We start from the raw sequence: 22628 nt of genomic DNA on the forward strand, positions 1-22628 counted from the left end.
GCCCTCCGAAGAGGACGCCCGTTCCGGGAGAAGACGCGACTTACGCGGACTTCGGAGCGTTGACGTCGCTGGGCAGCGCAGCCTTGGCGGTCTGCACGAGCGAGGCGAACACGGCCGGCTCGTTCACGGCGAGCTCGGCGAGCATGCGACGGTCGACCTGCACACCCGCGAGGCCGAGGCCCTGGATGAAGCGGTTGTAGGTCAGGCCGTTCTGGCGCGACGCGGCGTTGATGCGCTGGATCCACAGGCGACGGAAGTCGCCCTTGCGCTTGCGACGGTCACGGTACGCGTAGACGAGCGAGTGGGTGACCTGCTCCTTGGCCTTGCGGTACAGGCGCGAACGCTGACCGCGGTAACCGGAGGCGCGCTCGAGGATGACGCGACGCTTCTTGTGGGCGTTTACAGCCCGCTTGACTCTAGCCATTTCTGTTTCTTCCTAACGTGCGTCGGCGCTCAGAGGCCGAGGAGCTTCTTGGCGACCTTCGAGTCACCGGCGGCCAGGACCTGCTCCTGGTTCAGGCGGCGGGTGCGCTTCGAGGCCTTGCCTTCGAGGTTGTGGCGCATGCCGGCCTGCTGCTTCATGAGCTTGCCGCTACCGGTGAGCTTGAAGCGCTTCTTGGCGCCCGAGTGGGTCTTCTGCTTCGGCATCTGTCTTCCTTCGTTGGTGTTCCCGCCGGAGCGGGAGTCTGGAGGCGTTACTCGGCGGGGGCCGAGGGGGGCGTTGCTTCCGGGGCCGAGTCGCCACGGGCGGCGCTGCGCGCAGCCTCGCGGTTCGCCGCGCGCTGCGCGTTCTGCTCGGTCTTGACCTCGGACTTGTTCTTGTGAGGAGCGACCACCATCACCATGTTGCGACCGTCGATCGTGGGGTTCGACTCGACGGTGCCGAACTCGGCGACGTCTTCGGCGAACTTGCGGAGCAGGCGCACACCCTGCTCCGGACGCGACTGCTCGCGGCCGCGGAACAGGATCATGGCCTTCACCTTGTCGCCCGCCTGGAGGAAGCCCTCGGCGCGCTTGAGCTTGGTGATGTAGTCGTGGGCCTCGATCTTCAAGCGGAACCGAACCTCTTTGAGGACCGTGTTCGCCTGGTTACGACGCGTTTCCTTGGCCTTCTGAGCGGCCTCGTACTTGAACTTGCCGTAATCCATGATCTTGACCACGGGCGGCTTCGAGCTCGGCGCAACCTCGACCAGGTCGAGGTCCGCTTCCTGGGCCAGGCGCAGCGCAGCTTCGATGCGGACGATGCCGACCTGCTCGCCGTTGGGTCCGACGAGACGGACCTCCGGGACTCGGATGCGCTCGTTGGTGCGGGGATCGCTGATGCGGAACTCCTCTTGTGTGCGGATGACGGCCGCCGCGATCCGATCGAATCGCGGGCGAAGAGGAGAAACACGCCACCCGGCACGGTGCTGTCAGCACCGGCTTCTGCACCCAGACGACACCATGCAAGACGGAGCGGAGTGCGGGAACCCGGTAGCCTGGAGCGGCAAGCGCGGGTGGGATGCGATCCTCTTTCGTACGGAGCGGAAAGCTCCGAAGCCCGCAACAGTCTAGCAGAGAGAACCACGTGGACACGATCCCCTCCGACCAGCCCGCCGACGACCACCCCGCGCACCGCCACGGAGGCGAAGACGAACGGCTCGCCCGCTGGGAAGAGCAGGAGCGCGCGGCATCCGCCGCCACCCGCGACATCGCCGACGTGCCCGCGGTCGAGGTCATCACCACCGCGGCCGTGCACCTCATGAGCGCCGCCGCCGTCAAGACCGGCCTGGCCGACGACCCCGCCAACCAGCTCGACCTCGACGAAGCCCGCAAGCTCATCAACGCCCTCGCCGGCCTCATCACGGCCGGAGCCCCCGAGATCAGCGACATGCACGCGCGATCGCTGCGCGACGGGCTGCGGTCGCTGCAACTCGCGTTCCGCGAGGCGTCGACCATCCAGGACCCCATCGGGAAGGGACCGGGGGAGAAATGGACGGGTCCCGTCACGTAGGTCGTTCGTTCTGGGGGTACCGGCTACGGGGTGCCCCTTGTCTGAGGTCGAGAACGGGGCCCCTTCCCCGATCGACCTCAGACAAGGGGCACCCCTTCGCCTGTGCCGCAGGACGACTCCTCCGTAACACCCAGGCAGGTATGGAGCTTGGAGCCCCACCCCAGTTGCCTTGAGAAGGGGGCATCACTGCGCCCTGTGCCGCAGGATGACTCCTCCGTGACACCCGAGGGGTATGGAGAACGGGGCCGCTTCCCCGATCGACCTCAGACAAGGGGCACTCCTTCGCCTGTGCCGCAGGACGACTCCTCCGTGACACCCGAGGGGTATGGAGAACGGGGCCGCTTCCCCGATCGACCTCAGACAAGAGGCACCCCTTCGCCTGTGCCGCAGGACGACTCCTCCGTGACACCCGAGGGGCGACCGCGGGGCCCGCGACCTTCTTCGTGCGCCGGCGCGAAGGGTCAGCGGGGGCGGGTCGTCAGAAGGTGGTGGGTGATCTCGGCGAGGGCATCGTGCTGCGCGGCGTCTGCGGCGAGGCGCCGAGCCGCCGAACGGTACGACGCCTCGGACAGCACGGCATCCACCGCCCGCGCGATCGCGGCCGCATCGGGGGTTCCGGTGCGCAGATCGATGCCGGCGCCCGTCCACGCGACGCGCGCGGCGACCTCGGGCTTGTCCTCGGTGTCGCCGGCCACCACCACGGGAACGCCCGCGGCCAGCGCCGCCTGCACACCCCCGAAGCCGCCGTTCGTGACGAAGACATCGGTGCGGGGCAGCAACAGGTCGTACGGCAGATAGCTCGCCGCACGGGCGTTCGCCGGCAGCGGCCCGAGATCATCGACCTGCCGGCCGCCGGCGCTGACGACGACGGTGACGTCGCGGTCGGCGAGGGCCGCCAGCGTCGGACGCACGAGCCGACCGAAGTCGTGGTTGTCGATCGTGCCCTGCGTGACGTGCACGATCGGGCGCGTCGCGTCGAGGTCGTCCCACCACGGCGGCAGCGGCGCACCCGAGCCCGGCTGCGGCAGGACGCCGACGAAACGGGTATTGCCGTCGAGGTCGGGGCGCGGGTACTCCAGGCTCGCCGGCCCCGTCTGCAAGAACCGGTCGAACTGGCCCGAGAGGTCCATGACGAAGCCCCGCGGTCCCGCACCGCAGCGCGCGAGCGCGCGCACCGCAGCTCGCTGGGTGGGCCGGAAGACCAGGCGCCGGGCCGCGATGTTCATCACCGCGAAGCGTGCGCGATCCATCGCATTGCGGGCGGGCGCGAGAGCCATGCCGTACGGTCCCAACTCGCGCGATGACTGCGACAGCGGCGTGACCCCGAGCGCGAGGATCGGCGGGCGATCGGCATCCCGGTCCAGAACGGGAAGGACACCGCCGAATGCGCCGTCGACGAGCACCGCGTCGGGGCGGAGGGAGGCGATCGCCTCCGCCACTGCGGCGTACTGGTCGGGGATGGGTTCGATGAAGATCGTGCGGATGTCGTACTGGGCCTGCTTCAGCCCGCGGTACTTCCCGCGCTCGGGCAGATACAGGTCGGGGCGCCGGTCGTCGTAGTCGGCGACTCCGCCCAGAGCCCGGAAGTCCGCGCCGATGGATGCCACACGTTCGCGAAAGCGCGTGCCGGTGAGCACTGTGACGCGGTGTCGCTCGCGTACGAGGTGCGCGGCGACCTGCAGGATCGGGCCGACGTGCCCGTGAATGGGGTTCGAGGCGAGGAGGACGGTCACCATGGGTGCACCCTTTCCGAGGGAGGGTCGCTCCCACGGTAGCGTCGCCGGCGTCCCCGGCCTCTTTTCCCGACGCGCTCAGGCGGCGGTACTGCGGTGCAGCTTCACGGTGAGCGAATCGACCAGAACCGCGATACGGTCGTCGGCGGCCCAGCGGCGGGCGACGCGCGCCAGCACGGCATCCAGTTCCTCTTGCTCGAGGCCCGCCATCAGCTGCAGATGCACGACGAGCTCGGGGCCGCGAAGACGCCCGGTGGGATCCCCCGACTCGACGGCCAGGTCGAGCACGGCGAGCTCCCCGGAGATGCTCTCCTGCAAGCCCGTGAAGATCGTCGGCGACGTGTGCGCCGGCTCCCACGGCTCGCCCTGGGCGATGGCCCACACGGCGGGGCGACGGATGACGAACTCCGTCTCCGAGGCCGGGTCGATGACGATGAGGTCAGTGTCCTCCGAGGCCGCGGCCAACGCCGTACGCCGACCGTCGGCGGGAACGGGGCGGGCCAGTGCATCCCACGTCTGCAGCGCCGTGACGGAGGTGAAGACCGGCAGCACCTTGCGGCCATCGGGCGCGGCGACCGTGACGATCGACAGTTCCTGCGTCTTGTCGACCTCCAGCCCGTGCGCGCCGACCCCGTGGTCGCCCTTCTCGGCGACGAGCGGAATCAGCAGCCGCGCCTCACGGTAGGCGTCGACCACGGCGCCCGCTCCCCCTTCGCCCGCGCGGAACGCCAGCAGAGCGGACAGCAGCGCCGGATCGGCCGAGCCGTCGTCGCCCGCGTGCGGGTTCGCCTCGAAACTCCGGCCCTCCCAGGGGACACCGGCGGAGTCGCCATCGGCCCCGAGGGGACCGTGGCCGTGCGATGCGCCGTGGTCGGAGGTGCCGTCAGTGTCCGGCGACATCCAGGGCCTCAGCGAGCGTGAACTGCCCCGCATAGAGCGCCTTGCCCACGATCGCACCCTCGACGCCCAGGGGAACGAGGTCGCGCAGCGCCGCGATGTCGTCGAGGCTCGACACGCCGCCCGAGGCGACGATCGGCTTGGGGGTGCGCTGCGTCATCTCGCGCAGCAGCTCGATGTTGGGGCCGCGCAGCGTTCCGTCCTTGGTGACGTCGGTGACGACGTAGCGGCTGCAACCGGCGTCTTCGAGACGCTCGAGCACGGTCCAGAGGTCACCGCCGTCGCGCGTCCACCCGCGAGCCGCGAGGGTGGTGCCGCGCACGTCGAGACCGACCGCGATGGCCTCGCCGTAGCGGTTGATGACGTCGGCCGCCCACTCGGGGTTCTCGAGGGCCGCGGTACCGAGGTTGATGCGGCTCGCGCCGCTCTCGAGCGCAGCTTCGAGCGTGCGGTCGTCGCGGATGCCGCCGGACAGCTCGACCTGCACGCCCTTGACCTGCTTGATGACCTTGCGCATCACGTTCGCGTTGCTGCCACGTCCGAAGGCGGCGTCGAGATCCACCAGGTGGATCCACTGCGCACCCTGGCGGGCGAAGTCCGCGGCGGCATCGACGGGGTCGCCGTAGCTGGTCTCGGTACCGGCCTCACCCTGGGTCAGACGGACGGCCTTGCCGTCGGCGACATCGACCGCGGGAAGCAGCACAAGTTCGGGCGTGGACGCGAAATCGTTCATGGCTCCTCGCACCCTTCGGCGCATCTCGCCGAGCCGGGGCACGAGGTCACACAGTAGTCGTGCGCAGCCCGTCGATCCAATTGGACAGAAGGCGGATGCCGGCTTCGCCCGACTTCTCAGGGTGGAACTGCGTCGCCGCGAGCGGCCCGTTCTCGACCGCCGCGATGAACGGTGCGCCATAGGTGCACCACGTCACGGACGGCTGCGGGAAGGGCGGTGTGACCTCGAGCGACCACTCCTGCGCACCGTAGGAGTGCACGAAGTAGAAGCGTTCGTCTTCGATGCCCTCGAACAGGCGCGAGCCCTCGCCGACGGTGACGGTGTTCCAGCCCATGTGGGGCAGCACCGGAGCCTGCAGTTCGGCGATCGTACCCGGCCACTCCCCCAGTCCGGGGGTGTCGGCGCCACGCTCGATGCCGCGGTCGAACATGACCTGCATGCCGACGCAGATGCCGAGCACCGGGCGCCCGCCCGCGAGACGGCGATCGATGATCTCCCCGCCGCGGCTCGCGTTCAGCGAGTCCATCACCGCGCGGAAGGCGCCGACGCCCGGCACGAGCAGCCCGTCCGCGTCGAGCAGCAGCGAGCGGTCGGAGGTCAGGCGCGCATCGGCACCGGCCTCGACCAGCGCCTTGACGGCCGAGTGCACATTGCCCGACCCGTAGTCGAGGACCGCGACGATCGGTTTGGCGGTCACAGTGCCCCCTTGGTGCTGGGGATGCCGTCGACCAGCGGATCGAGCGCCTTGGCCTGACGGAAAGCGCGGGCGAGTGCCTTGTACTCGGCCTCGGCGATGTGGTGGGGGTCTCGTCCCCCGAGCACCCGCACGTGCACCGTGAGCCCGGCGTGGATCGAGATGGCCTCGAACGAGTGCCGCACGAGCGATCCGGTGAAGTGCCCGCCGATCAGGTGGTGCTCGAAGCCCGCGGGCTCGCCGGTGTGCACGAGGTACGGGCGACCGCTGATGTCGACCACCGCCTGCGCCAACGCTTCGTCGAGGGGGACGAGGGCGTCGCCGTAGCGCGCGATGCCCGACTTGTCGCCGAGAGCCTGCCGAATGGCCTGGCCGAGCACGATGGAGGTGTCTTCCACCGTGTGGTGGGCGTCGATGTGCGTGTCGCCCGTGGCGCGCACCCGCAGGTCGGTCAAGGAGTGCTTCGCGAACGCGGTCAGCATGTGGTCGAAGAACGGCACCGTGGTCTCGATGTCGCTGGCACCGCGCCCGTCGAGGTCGAGTTCGAGCTGGATGTGCGACTCGCTCGTCTCGCGGGTGATCGAGGCGGTACGGGGCGAGGCGGGGGCGGTCATGACCGCGATCCTACCGACGCGAGCGCGTCGAGGAACGCGGTGGTCTCGTCTTCGGTGCCGGCCGACACGCGCAGGTGGTGGGCGATGCCGACGTCGCGGATGAGCACGCCGCGGTCATACAGCGCCTTCCAGGTCGCCGCGGGGTCGTCGACCCCTCCGAAGAGCACGAAGTTGGTCCACGACTCGTGCGCCGTGTAGCCGAGCGCCGACACGGTGGCCGAGATGCGGTCGCGTTGGGCGACGATCTCGTCGACCATCGCGAGCATCGTGTCGGCGTGGCCGAGGGCGGCGGTCGCCGCGGCCTGCGTGAGAGCACTCAGGTGGTAGGGCAGGCGCACCAGACGCAGCGCGTCGACGAACGCGGGATCGGCGGCGAGGTACCCGACGCGCGCACCCGCGAAGGCGAAGGCCTTGCTCATCGTGCGCGAGACCACCAGACGAGGGCGACCCGACAGCAGCGTGACGGCCGAGGGCTCATCGCGGGGGGCGAACTCCTCGTAGGCCTCGTCGACGATCACCACACCGTCGGTGGCGTCGTAGACCGCCTCGATGACGTCGAGCCGGAGCGGGGTTCCCGTGGGGTTGTTCGGCGCGCAGAGGAAGACGATGTCGGGCCGGTGCGCACGCACCTGCGCCGCAGCCGACTCGGCGCTGAGGGCGAAGTCGTGCTCGCGCTCCCCCGCGATCCAGCGCGCACCGGTGGCGCGGGTGAGGATCGGGTACATCGAGTAGGTGGGGGCGAAACCCATCGCCGTGCGGCCGGGTCCGCCGAACGCCTGCAGGATGTGCTGCAAGACCTCGTTCGAGCCGTTCGCGGCCCAGATCTGCTCGGGACCCAGGCCGTGGCCGAGGTAGTTCGCGAACGCCTCGCGCAGCCTGGTGAATTCGCGGTCGGGGTAGCGGTTCACGTCGCGGAGAGCCCGGGCGACGGCGTCGAGGATGTCGTCTGCGACGTCGGCCGGAACGGGATGCGTGTTCTCGTTCACGTTCAGCGCCACGGGCAGCGGGGCCTGGGGCGCTCCGTACGGGGTCATGCCCCGCAGATCGTCGCGAAGAGGGAGGTCGTCGAGGCGTACGGTCACCTCACCCATCGTAGGCGGCACCGGGGTCGGGGACTCGCGAGGCACGGGACGAGGACGGTCGGCGTCGGGGCGACGGCACGCGCGGCGCGACCCGCTCAGTCGGCGGGCGCGTACTCAACCGGGATCGCGATGCGCTGACCCGCCGCCACGGACCCGCCCGACAGCGCGTTCAGCCGCGAGATCTTCGCGATGACGTCACGCGGATCGGCGGAGGGTGCCACCTCTTCGGCGATCGACCACAGCGTCTCACCGCTCATCACGGTGATCTCGGTGAAGGAACCGGCGGGGGCACCCGCGTCGTTGGATGCGAGGGCAGACCCTCCACCCACGATCGCGAGGCCGAGCGCCATGACGATCGGCAACGCCACCAGGAAGGCGACGATGCGGCGACCGCGCGGCGTGATGCGCAGGCGGGTGGTGGGGGCGGTGATGACGATGCTGCTCATGGTGTGCTCCTCAGTGGGGAGAGATTCGCACCCCACCCTCGGCCGGGAGGGCGAGGGTGCGAATCTGTATTCCGAATCTATATTCGATACTGCGAGGGTGTCAACAGCCGCGTTCTCGGAAACGAATCGAACGCGACACGCGCGCAGTTCCGTGTCATTCGGCTCGCCGACCGGATACGGTTTCGACACGGAGACCTCATCACCAACCTCCGACATTCGAATTTCCGCCGCCCTCCGCGGCGCGAGGGGAGCATCAGATGACCGACGCGACGACCGCCGGCCGCGACCGACCGCAGACGCGTCGGCGCAAGAGCCTCAGCGACAAGCAGCTCGCGATCCTCGAGGTCATCCAGCGCTCCATCGCCCGTCACGGCTATCCGCCGAGCATGCGCGAGATCGGCGACGCCGTGGGCCTGAAGTCGCTGTCGAGCGTCACCCACCAGTTGAACCAGCTCGAGCTCAGCGGCTACCTGCGGCGCGACCCCGGCAAGACCCGCGCGATGGAGGTGCTCATCGACCTCCCGGGCGCCGCCGCCGAGAACCCGGCCGACACCGCGCCCGCCCTCGGCGATGCGGCCCTCGTGCCGCTGGTCGGCCGGATCGCGGCGGGTGTGCCCATCACCGCCGACCAGCAGGTGGAGGAGATCTTCCCCCTCCCCCGCCAGCTGGTGGGCAAGGGCGAGCTGTTCATGCTGAAGGTGTCGGGCGATTCGATGATCGACGCCGCCATCTGCGACGGCGACTGGGTGGTCGTCCGCTCACAGGCGAACGCCGAGAACGGCGAGATCGTCGCCGCGATGCTCGACGGCGAGGCGACGGTCAAGACGTTCCGTCGTCGCGACGGCCACACGTGGCTGCTCCCCCGCAACAGCGCGTTCGAACCCATCCTCGGCGACGAGGCCGTCGTTCTGGGCCGTGTCGTGGCGGTGCTGCGCGCGGTGTGAGGCGGCGCCGGCGACCGTATGACGACGTCGGCGCACCGCGTTGTCGATCGTGCTCGCTCGATCGACGCGCCAGAGGGCTCCGGTGGCGTTGTCGGAGGCTCTCCCTAGGCTGGGGTGATGGCAGACTCCCTTCCTCACGGCTCCTGGCCCTCGCCCATCACCCCCGAATCGGTGTCGCAGTCGTCTCCCCGCGTCGACGGTGCACGACTCGTCGGCGCCGAGGTGTGGTGGGGAGAATCCGTCCCCACCGAGGCGGGTCGCGTCGCGGTGAAGCGGCGCCTCGCCGACGGAGCGGTCGAGACCGTACTGCCGGCTCCCGCCAACGCCCGCTCCGCCGTGCACGAGTACGGCGGCGGCGCCTGGACGGCATCCGACGACGGCGAATTGTTCTACGTCGAGAAGGCCGATCAGCGCGTCTACGCCCTGCGGCCCGGGCGCTCGGCGCGGGCACTGACGCCCGCCGACGACGCGGTGCGGCACGGCGGCCTGCGGTTCGAGCACGGCATGCTGTTGGCCGTGCGCGAGACGCACGGCGACGGGCGGGTTCCGGCGCGCGCGATCGTGCGCATCGCGACCGACGACTCCGGTGCGGTCGAGGTACTCGCCGACGGGAGCGACTTCCTCGCTCAGCCCGCCCTCTCCCCCGACGGCGGTCGCCTCGCGTGGGTCGCCTGGAACCACCCCGACATGCCGTGGGACGCCACGATCCTGCGTGTCGCCGACCTGTCGACCGGCGAGGTCGTCGACGTCGCACAGGGCCGCGATCGGGCCCCACTGCAGCCGGTCTGGCTGGCCGACGACGAGCTGCTGTACGCCGACGACCCCGACGGCCGGTGGAATCTGTTCCGCCACCCCCTCGCCGGCACGGCGCAGCCCGTCGCGCCCGCCGACGCCGACACCGGCGGCGCACTGTGGGTGCTCGGAACGCGGTGGTTCGGAGCCGCTGACGACGGCCGCATCGTCGCCGTGCGCACCAACGGCGGCGATGAGATCGTCGAGATCGCGCCCAGTGGCGTGCGTCCGGTCGACGTCCCCGTGGTCGCGGGCGCCGCGATCGATGACGTCCGCGGCGCCCGCGCGCTCGTGTCGGGTGCCGACGCCGGCGGTCGCTCGGGTCTGTGGCTCGTCGACCTCGATTCCGGTGCGACCGAGCTCGTCACCGGCGGCGCAGGCTCCTGGGGCGAGGAGTGGATGCCGGCCGCCCGCGCCCTGTCGACCGACGGCCCCCACGGCCCGGTCCACGCCTTCGCCTACGCCCCCACGAATCCCGATGTCGCACCGGCCGCGGGCGAGCGTCCGCCCTACGTCGTGCTCGTCCACGGCGGGCCGACCTCGCACGTCGGACCCGCTCCGTCGGCGAAGACGGCGTTCTTCACCAGCCGCGGCATCGGCGTGCTCGATGTCAACTACGGCGGCTCCACCGGCTACGGCCGCGCGTACCGGGATCGCCTCAAGGGGCAGTGGGGCGTCGTCGATGTCGACGACGTCGCCGCCGCGGCATCCGCCCTCGCCGACGCCGGACTCGCCGACGCCGAACGTCTCGCCATCGCGGGAGGCTCCGCGGGCGGGTGGACCGTGCTGGCCGCCGTCACGAACACCGACGTCTTCTCGGCCGGCATCTCGCGGTACGGCGTCGGTGACGCCCGCGCCCTCGCCGACGATACCCACGACTTCGAGGCCCGTTACCTCGACGGGCTCATCGGTCCGCTCCCCGAGGCGGAGGCGATGTACATCGAGCGGTCGCCGCTCAGTCGGCCGGAGCGGTTCCGCATCCCCCTGCTGATCCTGCAGGGCACCGAAGACCGCGTCGTCCCTCCGTCGCAGGCCGAGGCCATTCGCGACGCCCTCGCCGCGCACGGGGTCCCCCACGCGTACGTGCTGTACGAGGGTGAGGGCCACGGCTTCCGCCGGGCCGAGACGGTGGTCGATTCGCTGCGACGCGAGCTGGGATTCCTCGGGGCGGTGTTCGGCTTCGACACACCCGGTGTCCCGCCACTCGAACTCGACTGAGAGGCGGCGGTCCTGCCCCCGGTGCCGGCGAAGTGTGCGCTCCGGGAACGGGCAGGCCGCCGCGTTGACGCGTGAGCATTGCCGGGAGCCTGCGCGATGCGCGCCACGGGGCAGGGCAGCGTGCGCTCCCGGGAACGAGCAGGCCCCGGCGCCGAAGCGCAGGGGCCTGCGGGGACGTGCACTGCACTCAGGCGGCGAACGGCTCCAACTCCGCCGCGAGTCGCGCGCCCACGTGGGCGTGCAGGAACGTTCCGCTCTCACGGTGCTCCTGCGCGACGATCAGCCCGCTCTCGTGGACGGCCGAGACGAGATCGCCCCGGTCGTACGGCACGACCGCCTGCACCTCGACGGCGGGCCGGGGAAGAGCGTCTTCGATGGCCGCCCGTAGGTCGTCGATGCCCTCCCCGGTGCGAGAGGACACGAACTTCGCGTTCGGCGCGAGTCCGCGCAGCACGAGCCGCTCGTCCTCGCTGACCAGGTCGGCCTTGTTGAAGACGACGATCTCCTGTCCGAAGTTCGCGTCGACGTCGCCCATCACGTCGCGCACCGTCATGAGCTGCGCCGCCGGGTCGGGGTGCGAGGCGTCGACGACGTGCAAGATGACGTCGGCGTCGCCGACCTCCTCGAGCGTCGACCGGAAGGCCTCGACGAGCTGGTGCGGGAGGTTCCGCACGAAGCCCACCGTGTCGGTCAGCGTGTAGACCCGGCCGTCGCTCGTCTCGGATCGGCGCACCGTGGCATCCAGTGTCGCGAACAGGGCGTTCTCGACCAGGACGCCCGCGCTGGTGAGGCGGTTGAGCAGACTGGACTTGCCGGCGTTGGTGTAGCCGGCGATGGCGACAGACGGGATCGTGTGACGCTTGCGCTCGGCGCGCTTGGCTTCACGCGCGGGTGCGAAGTCGCGCAGCTGCTTGCGCAGCAGCGCCATCTTCGTGCGGATGCGACGACGATCGAGCTCGATCTTGGTCTCACCGGGTCCGCGCGAGCCCATGCCCGCGCCGCCGGCACCGACCTGTCCACCGGCCTGGCGCGACATCGAGTCACCCCACCCGCGCAGACGCGGGAGGAGGTATTCGAGCTGGGCGAGTTCGACCTGCGCCTTGCCCTCGCGGCTCTTGGCGTGCTGGCTGAAGATGTCGAGGATCACCGTCGTACGGTCGATCACCTTGACCTTCACGACGTCTTCAAGCGCGCGACGCTGGCTGGGGGCGAGTTCGGTGTCGGCGATCACGGTGTCGGCGCCGACGGCGGCGACGATGTCGCGTAGCTCCTGCGCTTTTCCTCGGCCCACGTAGGTGGCCGGGTCGGGGTGGGGACGCCGCTGCAGCACGCCGTCGAGCACCACGGCACCGGCGGTCTCGGCCAGCGCCGCGAGTTCGCGCAGCGAGTTCTCGGCATCCGTCTGCTCACCCTGCGGGTGCACGCCGACGAGGACGACGTTCTCGAGGCGCAGCTGCCGGTACTCGACCTCGGTGACGTCTTCGAGTTCGGTCGACAAGCCGGCGACACGGCGCAGTGCTGCGCGCTCCTCGCGGTCCCACTGGTCGCCGTCGGTGTCGCCGCCGTTCGCGGTGGTGCTGTCTTGAAGGGCCTGTGCAGCACCGAAGACCCGGACCCCGCGATGCGCTTCGGCGCGCGAGAGCACTCGGTCCACCGGGTCCACCGGAGACGCGTCGGTGCTCAGGGGTGTGGTCTGTTCGGTCATGTGTTCCTTTCGACCGCGGGTGTTCCCGCGTGTTCTGGCACTTTATCCGTCCCGGCGCCCGCGGGGCCGGTCCGATATCCTGATGTGATGGGGAGCGAGCACTACTTCAGCGCGTCGCCGTCGAGTCCCGAGCAGCTCCGCCGCATCCGCGTGACGCTCGCCGGTCGAGAACTCGAGGTGGTCACGGCGGGCGGCGTCTTCAGCCCCGATCATGTGGATGCCGGGACCGGAGTGCTGCTGGCCAACACCCCTCCCCCTCCCGCCGGCGGGAACGTCCTCGACCTGGGGTGCGGATGGGGTCCGATCTCGTTGTCGCTGGCGCTCGCCTCACCGCACGCGACCATCTGGGCGGTCGACGTCAACGAGCGTGCTCTCGATCTCGTGAGGCGCAACGCGCAGGCGTCCGGCCTCACCAACATCAACGCCGTTCGTCCGGAGGATGTTCCCGACGACGTGTCGTTCCGCAGCATCCGCTCGAATCCACCGATTCGTGTGGGCAAGAACGAACTGCACGGGATGCTGCAGCACTGGATCCCCCGCCTGGCGGAGCGCTCCGACGGATGGTTCGTGGTGCAGCGCAATCTCGGCTCCGATTCGTTGCAGCGCTGGCTCGCAACGACCTTCGACGACGGCTACAGCGTGCAGCGGGCGGCGACCGGCCGCGGCTTCCGCGTTCTGCGCGTGCGCCGCCACGGCTCGCCGCCGAGTGGACCGATCGACGTCATCGCCTGACCGCGGCGATCCGCGCGCCCGGCCGGGTGCCGAGAACGCACGTCCTGTGTGAAAGCGCGTGCGCCGTTCCCGCGCCCGGCCGGATGCCGAAAGCGCATGTCGTCCGCGCGATCGCGCGCGCGCCGTTCACGCGCCCGGCCGGATGCCGAAAGCGCATGTCGTCCGCGCGATCGCGCGCGCGTGCCGTTCACGCGCCCTCGGGCTGATCGTCTGCTCGCGATCCCCCGGCAGCGCGAGTCGGCATCCCTCAGGCGAGAGCGACCTCGCCGGTGAACACCAACGACGCCGGACCCGAGAGGAAGACCCGCCCGTCGGACATCCGCACGCCGAGTGTTCCGCCCGGGGTGTCGACGACCCAGTGATCGGGGGCGGCAGCACCCGCCCAATGCCGGACGGCGAGCGCCGCCGCGGCGACACCCGTGCCGCAGCTCAGCGTCTCCCCGACGCCGCGCTCGAACACGCGCAGGCGGATGGCTCCCACACCGTCGCGCACCAGCGGATCGGCGGGCACGACGAACTCGACGTTCGCCCCGTGCCGGGGAACGGGGTCCAGCACCGGCTGGTAGGCCAGGTCGAGTCCGTCGAGCTCGGCATCCGATGACAGCGCCACCACCACGTGCGGATTGCCCACGTCGATGCCGACGCCCGGACGCGCGACCGGCAGGCCCTTGGCGCGGACCAGGGTCTCCTCGGCGTCGACGGTGAAGACACCGAGGTCGACCTCGAAACCGCGATCGCTGCGGGTGAGCGTCTTCACCCCGGCTCGCGTACCGATGCGGAGGCCGTCGTCGATGGTGGCGAGCCCGGTGTCGGTGAGGTACCGCGCGAACACGCGCGTGCCGTTGCCGCACATCTCGGCCTTCGACCCGTCGGCGTTGCGGTAGTCCATGAACCACTCGGCTCCGGATGCCGCGGCATCCGCCCCCTCGCCGATCGCCGTCGATCGCACGACGCGCAGCACACCGTCGGCACCGATGCCGAAGTGCCGGTCGCACAGCGCCGCGACCTGTGCGTCGGAGAGGTCGAGCTGCCCATCGGGGTCGGCCACCACCACGAAATCGTTGCCGGTGCCGTGGCCCTTGGTGAACGGAAGAGTCGCCATGCGTCCAGTCTACGGAGCGGATGACGACGGTCCGCCGGGGCCGTCGACGATGAGACGCTTGCCGGTCGCCCAGGTGTCGAAGGGCTCGTAACCGAGTCCGTCGTAGAGCCCGCGGACGCCGGTGTTGTCGGGACGCACCATGAGCTGCACCTTGGGACAGCCCATCTGGGCGAGCAGCCGTTCGGCCTCGGCGACGAGGGCGCGCGCCACACCGCGGCCGCGGTGCGACGGCGCCGTGGCGAGGTAGTACAGCCAGCCGCGGTGCCCGTCGTAGCCGGCCATGACGCTGCCGATCACGGGACCGTCGTCGACGGCGACGAGGAACAGTTCGGGCTGCACGGTGAGCTTGCGGCGGATGTCCGCCCGCGGGTCGTTCCACGGGCGGGTGAGCCCCGCCTCCTCCCAGAGGGCGACGACGGGGTCTTCGTCGGCCGGCGTGAAGGCGCGGATCTCGATCACGACCCCTCCTCCGCCCGGGATGCCAGCACTCCGGCATCCACCGTCCGCGCATCGACCCATTCGGCCTCGGCGTAGCGCCGGAACCACGAGACCTGCCGACGGGCATAGCGCCGTGTGAGGGCCTGGGTCTCGGCGACGGCCTCGTCGCGGGTCAGATCGCCGCGCAGCTGGCCGAGAGCCTGCGCGTACCCGATCGCGCGCCCCGCGGTGTTACTGCGCTCGAGTCCCTCGGCGCGCAGCGCCTCGACCTCGTCGATCAGCCCCGTCGCCCACATGCCCTCGACGCGGGCATCGAGCAGCGGAACCAGCTCGTCGCGGTCGATGCGGGTGGCGAGGATGCGCGTCGACGGATGCCACGACACCGGCGCCTCGGGAAGGGCTCCCCCGTGCGTCTGGCGTCCCTGCGCGAGCACCTCCAGCGCCCGCACGACGCGGCGGCCGTTACGGGGGTCGATGTGCTCCGCGGCAGCCGGGTCGGCCTGGCGCAACCGCGCGTAGAGCACTCCGGCGCCCTCGCTCTCGAGCTCCGCCTCGAGCCGCGCCCGCAACGCCTCGTCGCGCGGGGGGAAGCGGAAGTCCCACAGCACGCTGGACACGTACAGGCCCGAACCCCCGACGAGGATCGCATCCGCGCCGCGGCCGTGGGCCGCGCGGATGGCCGCGCGAGCGGCATCCTGATACCAGGCCACTGCGGCATCATCGGTCACGGCCAGAGCGTCGAAGAGGTGATGCGGGATGCCGCGGCGTTCGCCGACCGGGATCTTCGCGGTACCGATGTCCATGCCCCGGTAGAGCTGCATCGCATCGGCGTTGACGATCTCCGCGGGGCGTCCGCGGGCCGCGAGCGCCTCGGCGAGGTCGAGGGAGAGCCCGGTCTTGCCGGTTCCTGTGGCCCCGACGACCGCCCAGAGCCGGGGCTCGGTCACACGCCGACGCGGAGGGTGGGAAGTCCCAGCGACACCGCGCGGGGCGCGCCGGCCTCTCCCACCGGAGCGGGCACACCGCACGACTCGGCCTGCGAGCGGTCCCAGGCGTCGCCCGCGCGCGTACGACGGATGCGCAGGGGGGCGCCGTCGGGGGCGTCGGCGAGCAGATGGAAGGGGGCGGCGTGCGTGACCGTGACCGACACGACATCGCCCGGGCGCGGCACGGGCGAGCCTGCGGGCAGCTCGAAATGCACCAGGCGGTTGTCTTCGGCGCGGCCCGTGAGCCGGTGGGTCTCGGCGTCTTTCTTGCCCTCGCCCGCCGAGACGAGCACCTCGAGGGTGCGACCGAGCTGCTTCTGGTTCTCTTCGGCGGAGATGCGGTCCTGCAACGCCACGAGGCGCTCGAAGCGCTCCTGCACGACGGCCTTGGGCACCTGGTCGGCCATGGTCGCCGCGGGTGTTCCCTCGCGGATGGAGTACTGGAAGGTGAAGGCGCTGGAGAACCGCGACGCTTCGACGACGCGCAGCGTCTCTTGGAAGTCTTCCTCGGTCTCGCCCGGGAACCCGACGATGATGTCGGTCGTGATGGCCGCGTGCGGGATCTGCTCGCGGACGCGATCCAGGATGCCGAGGAACTTCTCGCTGCGGTACGACCGGCGCATGGCCTTGAGGATGCGATCCGATCCCGACTGCAGCGGCATGTGCAGCTGCGGCATGACCGCCGGGGTCTCGGCCATGGCGGCGATGACGTCGTCGGTGAAGGCCGCGGGGTGGGGGCTGGTGAAGCGGATGCGCTCGAGCCCCTCGATCTCGCCCGCGGCGCGCAGGAGCTTGCCGAAGGCGAGGCGGTCACCGAACTCGACGCCGTACGAGTTGACGTTCTGACCGAGCAGCGTGACCTCGATCGCGCCGTCGTCGACGAGCAGGCGGATCTCGTTCAGGATATCGCCGGGACGGCGGTCCTTCTCTTTGCCGCGCAGGCTCGGGACGATGCAGAAGGTGCAGGTGTTGTTGCATCCGACCGAGATCGACACCCAGCCGCTGTGCACGGAGTCGCGCTTGGTGGGCAGTGTCGAGGGGAAGATCTCGAGCGATTCGAGGATCTCGAGCTCGGCCTCGCCGTTGTGACGCGCGCGCTCCAACATGCCGGGCAGCGACCCCATGTTGTGCGTGCCGAAGACGACGTCGACCCACGGCGCCTTCTGCTGCACGGTGTCTTTGTCCATCTGCGCCAGACACCCGCCGACCGCGATCTGCATGCCCGCGTGGGCGTCCTTGCGCGACTTGAGGTGGCCGAGCGTGCCGTACAGCTTGCCCGCGGCGTTGTCGCGCACGGCGCACGTGTTGATCACGACGACGTCCGCCTCTGTGCCGGCGTCGGCGCGCACGTAGCCCGCGCTCTCGAGCGAGCCGGACAGGCGCTCGGAGTCGTGCACGTTCATCTGGCACCCGAAGGTGCGGACTTCGTACGTACGCGGTCCCTGCGCGCCCTGCGCGGCGGGGGACGGCGCGATCAGCGTCGGGGTCGAGACAGGGGTGGTCATGATGCGAGCAATTCTAAGCGTCCCCGCTCGGCGACCGCTCGGGAGCCGCTTTCGCTCGTTGCCGCGTCGCTTCGAGCGCAATATGAGCAAAAGGGTGCGCACGAAGGCCGGACTTTGTTGCGTCGGCCTCGATATCGTGGCACGCGGTGCCCACGGGTGCCGAGAGGGGAGCGTGGAGGTGGGTTCGACCGAGGCCGGACCGGATGCCGGGGCGTTGGCCGCACGAATCCTCGGCGGCACGTCCATTGTGGTGACAGGGACCCGCGGCAGCGGACGCAGCCACGTCTTGCGTGCGGTCACCCGCGAACTCGAGCACCGCGGCGCCACGACGATCGTGCTGCGAGCCGCATCGGCTCTGTCGGCACAGCCCTACGGCGCACGGGAGGCCGCTGCGCACCCCGTCCTGTCCGCCCTGCGCGATCGGTCCGACGACGGTGGCGTCATGGACGAGGTGCTCGTGGTCGACGACGTCGAACTGCTCGACCTCGCCTCGGCTCGTGTGCTCGCGCGCGCGATCGCATCACGCCGGCTGACGGCGGTGGTGGCGCTGCGCACCGCGAGGCCGCGCGGTATCGAACCCGTCGGAGAGGGCGACGAGGTGCGCCGCTCGTTCCTCGACTTGGGAGTCGAAGAGCTGGCCCAGCGCATCGACCTCGCGGACCTCACCGACGATGACGCCTACGCCTTCATCGCCGGCTTCCCCGACGTCGCGCTCGTCGACAGCACCACGCGCGCCGGTCTGGTCTGGCGCGCCGACGGGTCCCGGACCCTCCTCAGCCATCTGATGCGGCAGGCGACGGACGACGCGCGCGCCGGGCGCGATCCGCTCGCGGCACTTCGCGCGATCGCCCCGCACAGCCCGCTCGCGGTCGCCTTGGAGCGCCACGTCGCCGAGATGCCGCCCACCGACCTGCAGATCCTGGCGGGAGTGCGACGCCTGCCCCGTCTCGACAGCGCGGTCGCGACGCGACTCTTCGACGCGGAGGGCATTCAGGCGCTCGTAGCGCGCGGCCTGCTGCACACGGATGCATCGCCGCAGCGACGCCTCACCGCGAACGACCTCGTCGCCCAGGAGGCGCAGCGTCGCGTCGGCACCGCCGCCACCGACGCGCTGGTCGAGGCCGCCGGTCGCCGCATGCTGTCCGAAGCGGACGAATGGTGGAGCCCGCCTGTCGCGGTCGCCCTCGCGCAACGGTGGCACCGACTCGGCCCCGAGGCGTCGGGGGAAGGCGCTGTGCCGCCCGCCCTGCGGGCGCGCGTCGCACTGGATGCCGCTCGGGAGGCCAACGACCGGGGCGACACCGGGCACGCCGCCGCCCACGCGGCTCGCGGACGTCGCGCCGTCGACACCGCCCCGCTCCGCCTCGAGGCCCAGATCGCGGCCGGCACCGTTTCCGCCCTCCCGTCCGGCGACGCCGGCGACGACCCGCTGCGGCTGCGCATCGCGCGCTCCCTCGCCGAATGCGAGGGAGCCGAGACCGTGGGCCACTCTCCGCGCGAACGCGCACTCGCCGATTCCCGCGTGGGGGAACTGCTCGCCCGCGCCACCCGGGAGGGCGCGCATCTCGACTGGTGCGCTGCCGCGGAAACGGCGGGCCGTGCGGTCGCGGAGGCGGCGGCGACACCCGCAGCGCGGCTTCGTGCCCTCGTCTCGGCGGGTACGGCCGAAGCGGTCGCCGGACGGTGGCGACACGCCACGACGTACTACCGCGGCGCCGAACGCATGCTCGCCGCACGCCGAGCTCCGGCAGGACTCGGCGCGCGCGACCGCCTCGCTGCGGTGATGTACATGCTGGCCGGACATCAGATCGCGGGAGCCGACGGGACGGCCCTGCACGCGATGCTCGAGCGTGAGATGGCGAGGACCGCCCGTGAGGGCGGCTGTGGCGCGCTGAGACTCGCCGCAGCCGCAGCCGCGATCGCCTTCTCGGCGGCGGGGCACGCACAGGAGTCGCTGCGCGAACTGGAGTCGGCGATGTCACGCGCCCCGTCGGCCGTCGCCGATCCCGATGCGACGATGGTCGCGCTGGGGGTCGCGGACGAACTGGCGATGGCGGGCAGGCTCGATGAGGCTCGCGCCATCGTCGGTCGGCTCGACGACCTCGGCGCACCACTGCTGCGCCGCAGCCGGTTGTACGTGCAGACGACCATCCTCGCGGTGGAGGGGTCCCGTGCGGCCGCGCGGAACGCCGCTCGCGCTGCGGCGGACCTGACGCGCGGACGCTCTGCCGCTGCCCTACGGATCCGCGACCTGTTCCGCTTGATCACGCTGGAAGCCGCCACCGACGACGAGGTGGACGAGCTGGTGCAGCTCGCCGCCACCACCGATCTCCCCCTGGCGGCCGATGCCGTGCGTCGCGCGTCGGCGCGATCGGCGGCCGAGCAGGGACTGCCGGTCGACGAATTGCGCCTGCACGCGTTGTGGTCGAAGACGGATGCCGGCGACGTTCCGGAACCGGATGCCACACGCGACGCGCCGCCACCACCGACGCGTGGGGAGGGATGGGGCGGCCTGACCGCGCGCGAGCTGGAGATCGCCATGATGGCCAGCGCGGGCCTGACGAACCGGGAGATCGCCGCGCGACTCTTCCTGTCTGTGCGCACGGTGGAGTCGCACGTCTACCAGGCACGCGCGAAAGTCGGCGCGCCCTCTCGACGAGAGCTGGGCCGCATGGTGGCTGCGGGTGTCACGGGGCTCGAGCCGCGCGGCACATCGGGCAGCGCGAGCGTCTGACGCGGACGCGACGGGGCCTGCGCTACGGCGCGGGGAGCGCGTACCTCCCGACGCGGCGGGGCCGGCGGCGGGCACTCCCCCGACGCGGGCGCTCCCCCGACGCGGGCACACTCCCGACGCGCGGCTCGGGCGGCGGGCAATCGTGACACGGCGACGCGATGGAGGGGACGGACGCGTGCCCACCCCGACGGGGTTGCACTGCCAGCCGGATGCCCTTCTGGGATCAGTCGTCGGGGGTGAAACGCACGCTCGATGAGGGGCGGGCGAACGAACGCGAGCGGCCGACGCCGGCCTCGCTCAAAGCCGTGCGCGCGGCAGTCAACGCGATCGACGACGGGTATCCGCGACGGGCGAGTTGTCCCGCGAGGCGGCGCAGCGCCGCGTCGAACTCGGCTCCGTCGACCCCCCGCACCTTCGATCGCGCGAATTCGAGCGCGCGATCCGCGTCGTCGTCGGGAAGCGCCGCGAGCGCCGCCTCGGCGATCTCTCGAGGAATGCCTCGCTTGCGCAGGGTCTCGGCGACCGCACGGCGCCCTTCGCCTTTCTTCTCGACGGCCGACATCGCGAGCTGCTCGGCGAAGGTCGCGTCGTCGAGATAGCCGAGGTCGACGAAGTGGTCGACGATCTCGTCGACGAGGATGTCGTCGACCCCCTCGATGCTCCGAAGCACTCCGCGCGCTTCGGACAGCGACAGCGACCGCGACCTCAGCTTGCGTACGAGCACAGCCTCGGCGCGTTCGCGGAGCTCTGCCGCCGTCGCCTCGTCGACGCGGTCCGCGGGGTCTCGCGCCGCGTCGTCGGCGCTCGTCGTCTGCTCGCCTTCGCCGGACGCCACCCCGAGACTCCGGAGGGGCCGGAGCCGAGGTCGCCGGGCACCGAGCGCACCGGCCGCGTCGACGGCGTCGTCCGCCGCCGCGGCCGCGCGATCGGCCCCCCACGAAGGATGCGCCGCGACGGGCCGCCCTCGCGCCCCGAAAAGGGGAGTGACGGGCGCGAGGCCCTCGCCGTCATCCACGCGCGCAGGCCTCCGGACGACCCGCTCGCCGCGCGCGGGTGCCCCCGTCGCCCTGTCAGGCCGGCGGCCGTCGCCCGATCGGTTGAACGGACGACGGCCGGGACCGTTGTCGTCGGCGGTCATCAGGCCGGACGTCGCGCGGCCAGCTCGTCGTCCGCGGAGGCGACGGCAGGGGCCCCACCGATGCCGAGCTTCGTCTTGATCTTCGACTCGATCTCGGCCGCGATGTCGGGGTTCTTGATGAGGAAGTTGCGGGCGTTCTCTTTGCCCTGTCCGAGCTGCTCGCCTTCGTAGGTGTACCAGGCACCCGACTTCTTCACGATCGCGTGCTCCACGCCGAAGTCGATCAGGCTGCCCTCGCGCGAGATACCCACGCCGTAGAGGATGTCGAACTCCGCCTGCTTGAAGGGCGGGGCCATCTTGTTCTTCACGACCTTGACGCGCGTGCGGTTTCCCACGGCTTCGGTGCCATCTTTCAGCGTCTCGATGCGACGGATGTCGAGACGGACCGACGCGTAGAACTTCAGCGCCTTTCCACCGGCGGTCGTCTCGGGCGAACCGAAGAACACACCGATCTTCTCGCGCAGCTGGTTGATGAAGATCGCGGTCGTCTTCGTGGTGTTCAGGCCACCGGTGAGCTTGCGCAGGGCTTGCGACATCAGGCGAGCCTGGAGGCCGACGTGCGAGTCGCCCATCTCACCCTTGATCTCGGCCTCGGGCACGAGGGCGGCGACCGAGTCGATGACGACGAGGTCGATCGCACCCGAGCGGATCAGCATGTCGGCGATCTCGAGGGCCTGCTCACCCGTGTCGGGCTGCGACACGAGAAGGGCGTCGATGTCGACGCCGAGCTTCTTGGCGTACTCGGGGTCGAGCGCGTGCTCGGCGTCGATGAATGCGGCGATTCCCCCGGCGCGCTGCGCATTGGCGATCGCGTGCAACGTCAGCGTCGTCTTACCTGACGACTCGGGTCCGTAGATCTCGATGATGCGGCCGCGCGGCAGACCGCCGATGCCGAGGGCCACGTCGAGGGCGACGGAGCCCGTGGGAATGGTTTCGATCGGCGCTCGATCGTCGCTGCCCAGTCGCATGACCGAGCCCTTTCCGAACTGACGGTCGATCTGGGCGAGGGCCGACTCGAGGGCCTTCTCGCGCTCTGCGGGTGAGGGCATGACATCTTCTTTCTGCTCGCGTTCCGGTCGCCTATAGGCTGTCGTGCCTCCCACCGACGGTGGGTCGACCCGACAAGGCGTTCAGGTGTCGTT

Annotated in this window: 22 protein-coding genes; 5 read left to right on the forward strand and 17 right to left on the reverse strand. The window is 70.9% G+C overall.

What is annotated here, in order from left to right; genetic code table 11:
- Positions 1-40: 40 nt before the first annotated feature.
- From rplT to infC, 3 genes are read right to left on the reverse strand one after another with little or no spacing between them, the layout of a single operon-like run.
- Positions 41-424: a 50S ribosomal protein L20 gene (gene rplT / locus QE410_RS10740; protein WP_058232312.1), complete on the reverse strand. Its 384-nt coding sequence runs from the start codon at positions 422-424 to the stop codon at positions 41-43.
- A 29-nt stretch (positions 425-453) separates the two neighbouring features.
- Positions 454-648 (reverse strand): 50S ribosomal protein L35, encoded by a 195-nt coding sequence (gene rpmI, locus QE410_RS10745; RefSeq protein ID WP_058232311.1) that lies wholly within the window; start codon positions 646-648, stop codon positions 454-456.
- A gap of 47 nt (positions 649-695) precedes the next feature.
- Positions 696-1322, reverse strand: a complete 627-nt coding sequence (infC, locus tag QE410_RS10750; RefSeq protein WP_373459372.1) for a translation initiation factor IF-3 — start codon at positions 1320-1322, stop codon at positions 696-698.
- A 245-nt stretch (positions 1323-1567) separates the two neighbouring features.
- Between infC and QE410_RS10755 the strand changes: the two genes are divergently transcribed.
- Entirely contained in the window at positions 1568-1993 is a 426-nt protein-coding gene (locus QE410_RS10755) for a DUF1844 domain-containing protein (RefSeq protein ID WP_373459340.1), read from the forward strand.
- Between the two features lie 461 nt (positions 1994-2454).
- Here the strand turns inward: QE410_RS10755 and QE410_RS10760 are convergent, their stop codons facing one another.
- The 7 genes from QE410_RS10760 to QE410_RS10790 all read right to left on the reverse strand — a co-directional run bounded on the left by QE410_RS10760 (position 2455) and on the right by QE410_RS10790 (position 8192).
- Positions 2455-3729, reverse strand: a complete 1275-nt coding sequence (locus tag QE410_RS10760; protein ID WP_307331597.1) for a glycosyltransferase — start codon at positions 3727-3729, stop codon at positions 2455-2457.
- Between the two features lie 75 nt (positions 3730-3804).
- Positions 3805-4626, reverse strand: coding sequence for an SseB family protein (locus tag QE410_RS10765; protein ID WP_307331600.1), 822 nt, complete (start codon positions 4624-4626; stop codon positions 3805-3807).
- Positions 4610-5356, reverse strand: a complete 747-nt coding sequence (priA, locus tag QE410_RS10770; RefSeq protein ID WP_058232307.1) for a bifunctional 1-(5-phosphoribosyl)-5-((5-phosphoribosylamino)methylideneamino)imidazole-4-carboxamide isomerase/phosphoribosylanthranilate isomerase PriA — start codon at positions 5354-5356, stop codon at positions 4610-4612. Before priA ends, QE410_RS10765 begins: the two co-directional genes overlap by 17 nt.
- A 46-nt stretch (positions 5357-5402) precedes the next feature.
- Positions 5403-6053: an imidazole glycerol phosphate synthase subunit HisH gene (gene hisH / locus QE410_RS10775; protein ID WP_307331605.1), complete on the reverse strand. Its 651-nt coding sequence runs from the start codon at positions 6051-6053 to the stop codon at positions 5403-5405.
- Positions 6050-6664 carry an imidazoleglycerol-phosphate dehydratase HisB gene (hisB, locus tag QE410_RS10780; RefSeq protein ID WP_307331609.1) on the reverse strand — a complete coding sequence of 205 codons (615 nt, stop codon included), beginning with the start codon at positions 6662-6664 and terminating at the stop codon, positions 6050-6052. The genes hisH and hisB overlap by 4 nt, the downstream gene beginning before the upstream one ends.
- Positions 6661-7755 carry a histidinol-phosphate transaminase gene (locus QE410_RS10785; protein ID WP_307331612.1) on the reverse strand — a complete coding sequence of 365 codons (1095 nt, stop codon included), beginning with the start codon at positions 7753-7755 and terminating at the stop codon, positions 6661-6663. The genes hisB and QE410_RS10785 overlap by 4 nt, the downstream gene beginning before the upstream one ends.
- Before the next feature lie 86 nt (positions 7756-7841).
- A complete protein-coding gene (locus QE410_RS10790; RefSeq protein WP_307331615.1) occupies positions 7842-8192 on the reverse strand; it encodes a LysM peptidoglycan-binding domain-containing protein in 351 nt (116 codons plus the stop codon).
- A 257-nt stretch (positions 8193-8449) separates the two neighbouring features.
- Between QE410_RS10790 and lexA the strand changes: the two genes are divergently transcribed.
- Both lexA and QE410_RS10800 read left to right on the forward strand, forming a co-directional pair.
- Complete coding sequence (gene lexA / locus QE410_RS10795; protein ID WP_154921210.1) at positions 8450-9136, forward strand: transcriptional repressor LexA; 687 nt, start codon at positions 8450-8452, stop codon at positions 9134-9136.
- 117 nt (positions 9137-9253) lie between these two features.
- Complete coding sequence (locus QE410_RS10800) at positions 9254-11146, forward strand: prolyl oligopeptidase family serine peptidase (RefSeq protein ID WP_307331620.1); 1893 nt, start codon at positions 9254-9256, stop codon at positions 11144-11146.
- A 187-nt stretch (positions 11147-11333) separates the two neighbouring features.
- Here the strand turns inward: QE410_RS10800 and hflX are convergent, their stop codons facing one another.
- Entirely contained in the window at positions 11334-12851 is a 1518-nt protein-coding gene (gene hflX / locus QE410_RS10805; protein ID WP_307331623.1) for a GTPase HflX, read from the reverse strand.
- 87 nt (positions 12852-12938) lie between these two features.
- Here hflX and QE410_RS10810 point away from each other — a divergent pair, with 87 nt between their 5' ends.
- Complete coding sequence (locus QE410_RS10810) at positions 12939-13583, forward strand: class I SAM-dependent methyltransferase (RefSeq protein ID WP_307331626.1); 645 nt, start codon at positions 12939-12941, stop codon at positions 13581-13583.
- 247 nt (positions 13584-13830) lie between these two features.
- Here QE410_RS10810 and dapF read toward each other — a convergent pair whose 3' ends face one another.
- From dapF to miaB, 4 genes are read right to left on the reverse strand one after another with little or no spacing between them, the layout of a single operon-like run.
- Positions 13831-14685, reverse strand: coding sequence for a diaminopimelate epimerase (gene dapF, locus QE410_RS10815; RefSeq protein ID WP_307331628.1), 855 nt, complete (start codon positions 14683-14685; stop codon positions 13831-13833).
- A 9-nt stretch (positions 14686-14694) separates the two neighbouring features.
- Complete coding sequence (locus tag QE410_RS10820) at positions 14695-15144, reverse strand: GNAT family acetyltransferase (protein WP_307331630.1); 450 nt, start codon at positions 15142-15144, stop codon at positions 14695-14697.
- On the reverse strand, positions 15141-16070 hold the full coding sequence (gene miaA / locus QE410_RS10825; protein WP_307331633.1) for a tRNA (adenosine(37)-N6)-dimethylallyltransferase MiaA: 930 nt from the start codon (positions 16068-16070) through the stop codon (positions 15141-15143). The genes QE410_RS10820 and miaA overlap by 4 nt, the downstream gene beginning before the upstream one ends.
- Positions 16067-17614 (reverse strand): tRNA (N6-isopentenyl adenosine(37)-C2)-methylthiotransferase MiaB, encoded by a 1548-nt coding sequence (gene miaB / locus QE410_RS10830; RefSeq protein ID WP_307331636.1) that lies wholly within the window; start codon positions 17612-17614, stop codon positions 16067-16069. Before miaB ends, miaA begins: the two co-directional genes overlap by 4 nt.
- A gap of 178 nt (positions 17615-17792) precedes the next feature.
- Between miaB and QE410_RS10835 the strand changes: the two genes are divergently transcribed.
- Positions 17793-20348 carry a LuxR C-terminal-related transcriptional regulator gene (locus QE410_RS10835; RefSeq protein WP_307331639.1) on the forward strand — a complete coding sequence of 852 codons (2556 nt, stop codon included), beginning with the start codon at positions 17793-17795 and terminating at the stop codon, positions 20346-20348.
- Between the two features lie 223 nt (positions 20349-20571).
- On the opposite strand, the gene QE410_RS10840 is transcribed toward QE410_RS10835, so the two are convergent.
- Both QE410_RS10840 and recA read right to left on the reverse strand, forming a co-directional pair.
- A complete protein-coding gene (locus tag QE410_RS10840) occupies positions 20572-21183 on the reverse strand; it encodes a regulatory protein RecX (RefSeq protein WP_307331642.1) in 612 nt (203 codons plus the stop codon).
- A 302-nt stretch (positions 21184-21485) separates the two neighbouring features.
- Complete coding sequence (gene recA / locus QE410_RS10845; protein ID WP_307331644.1) at positions 21486-22535, reverse strand: recombinase RecA; 1050 nt, start codon at positions 22533-22535, stop codon at positions 21486-21488.
- Positions 22536-22628: the final 93 nt, after the last annotated feature.

It is taken from the genome of Microbacterium sp. SORGH_AS_1204, assembly GCF_030818935.1.
GTDB lineage: Bacteria > Actinomycetota > Actinomycetes > Actinomycetales > Microbacteriaceae > Microbacterium.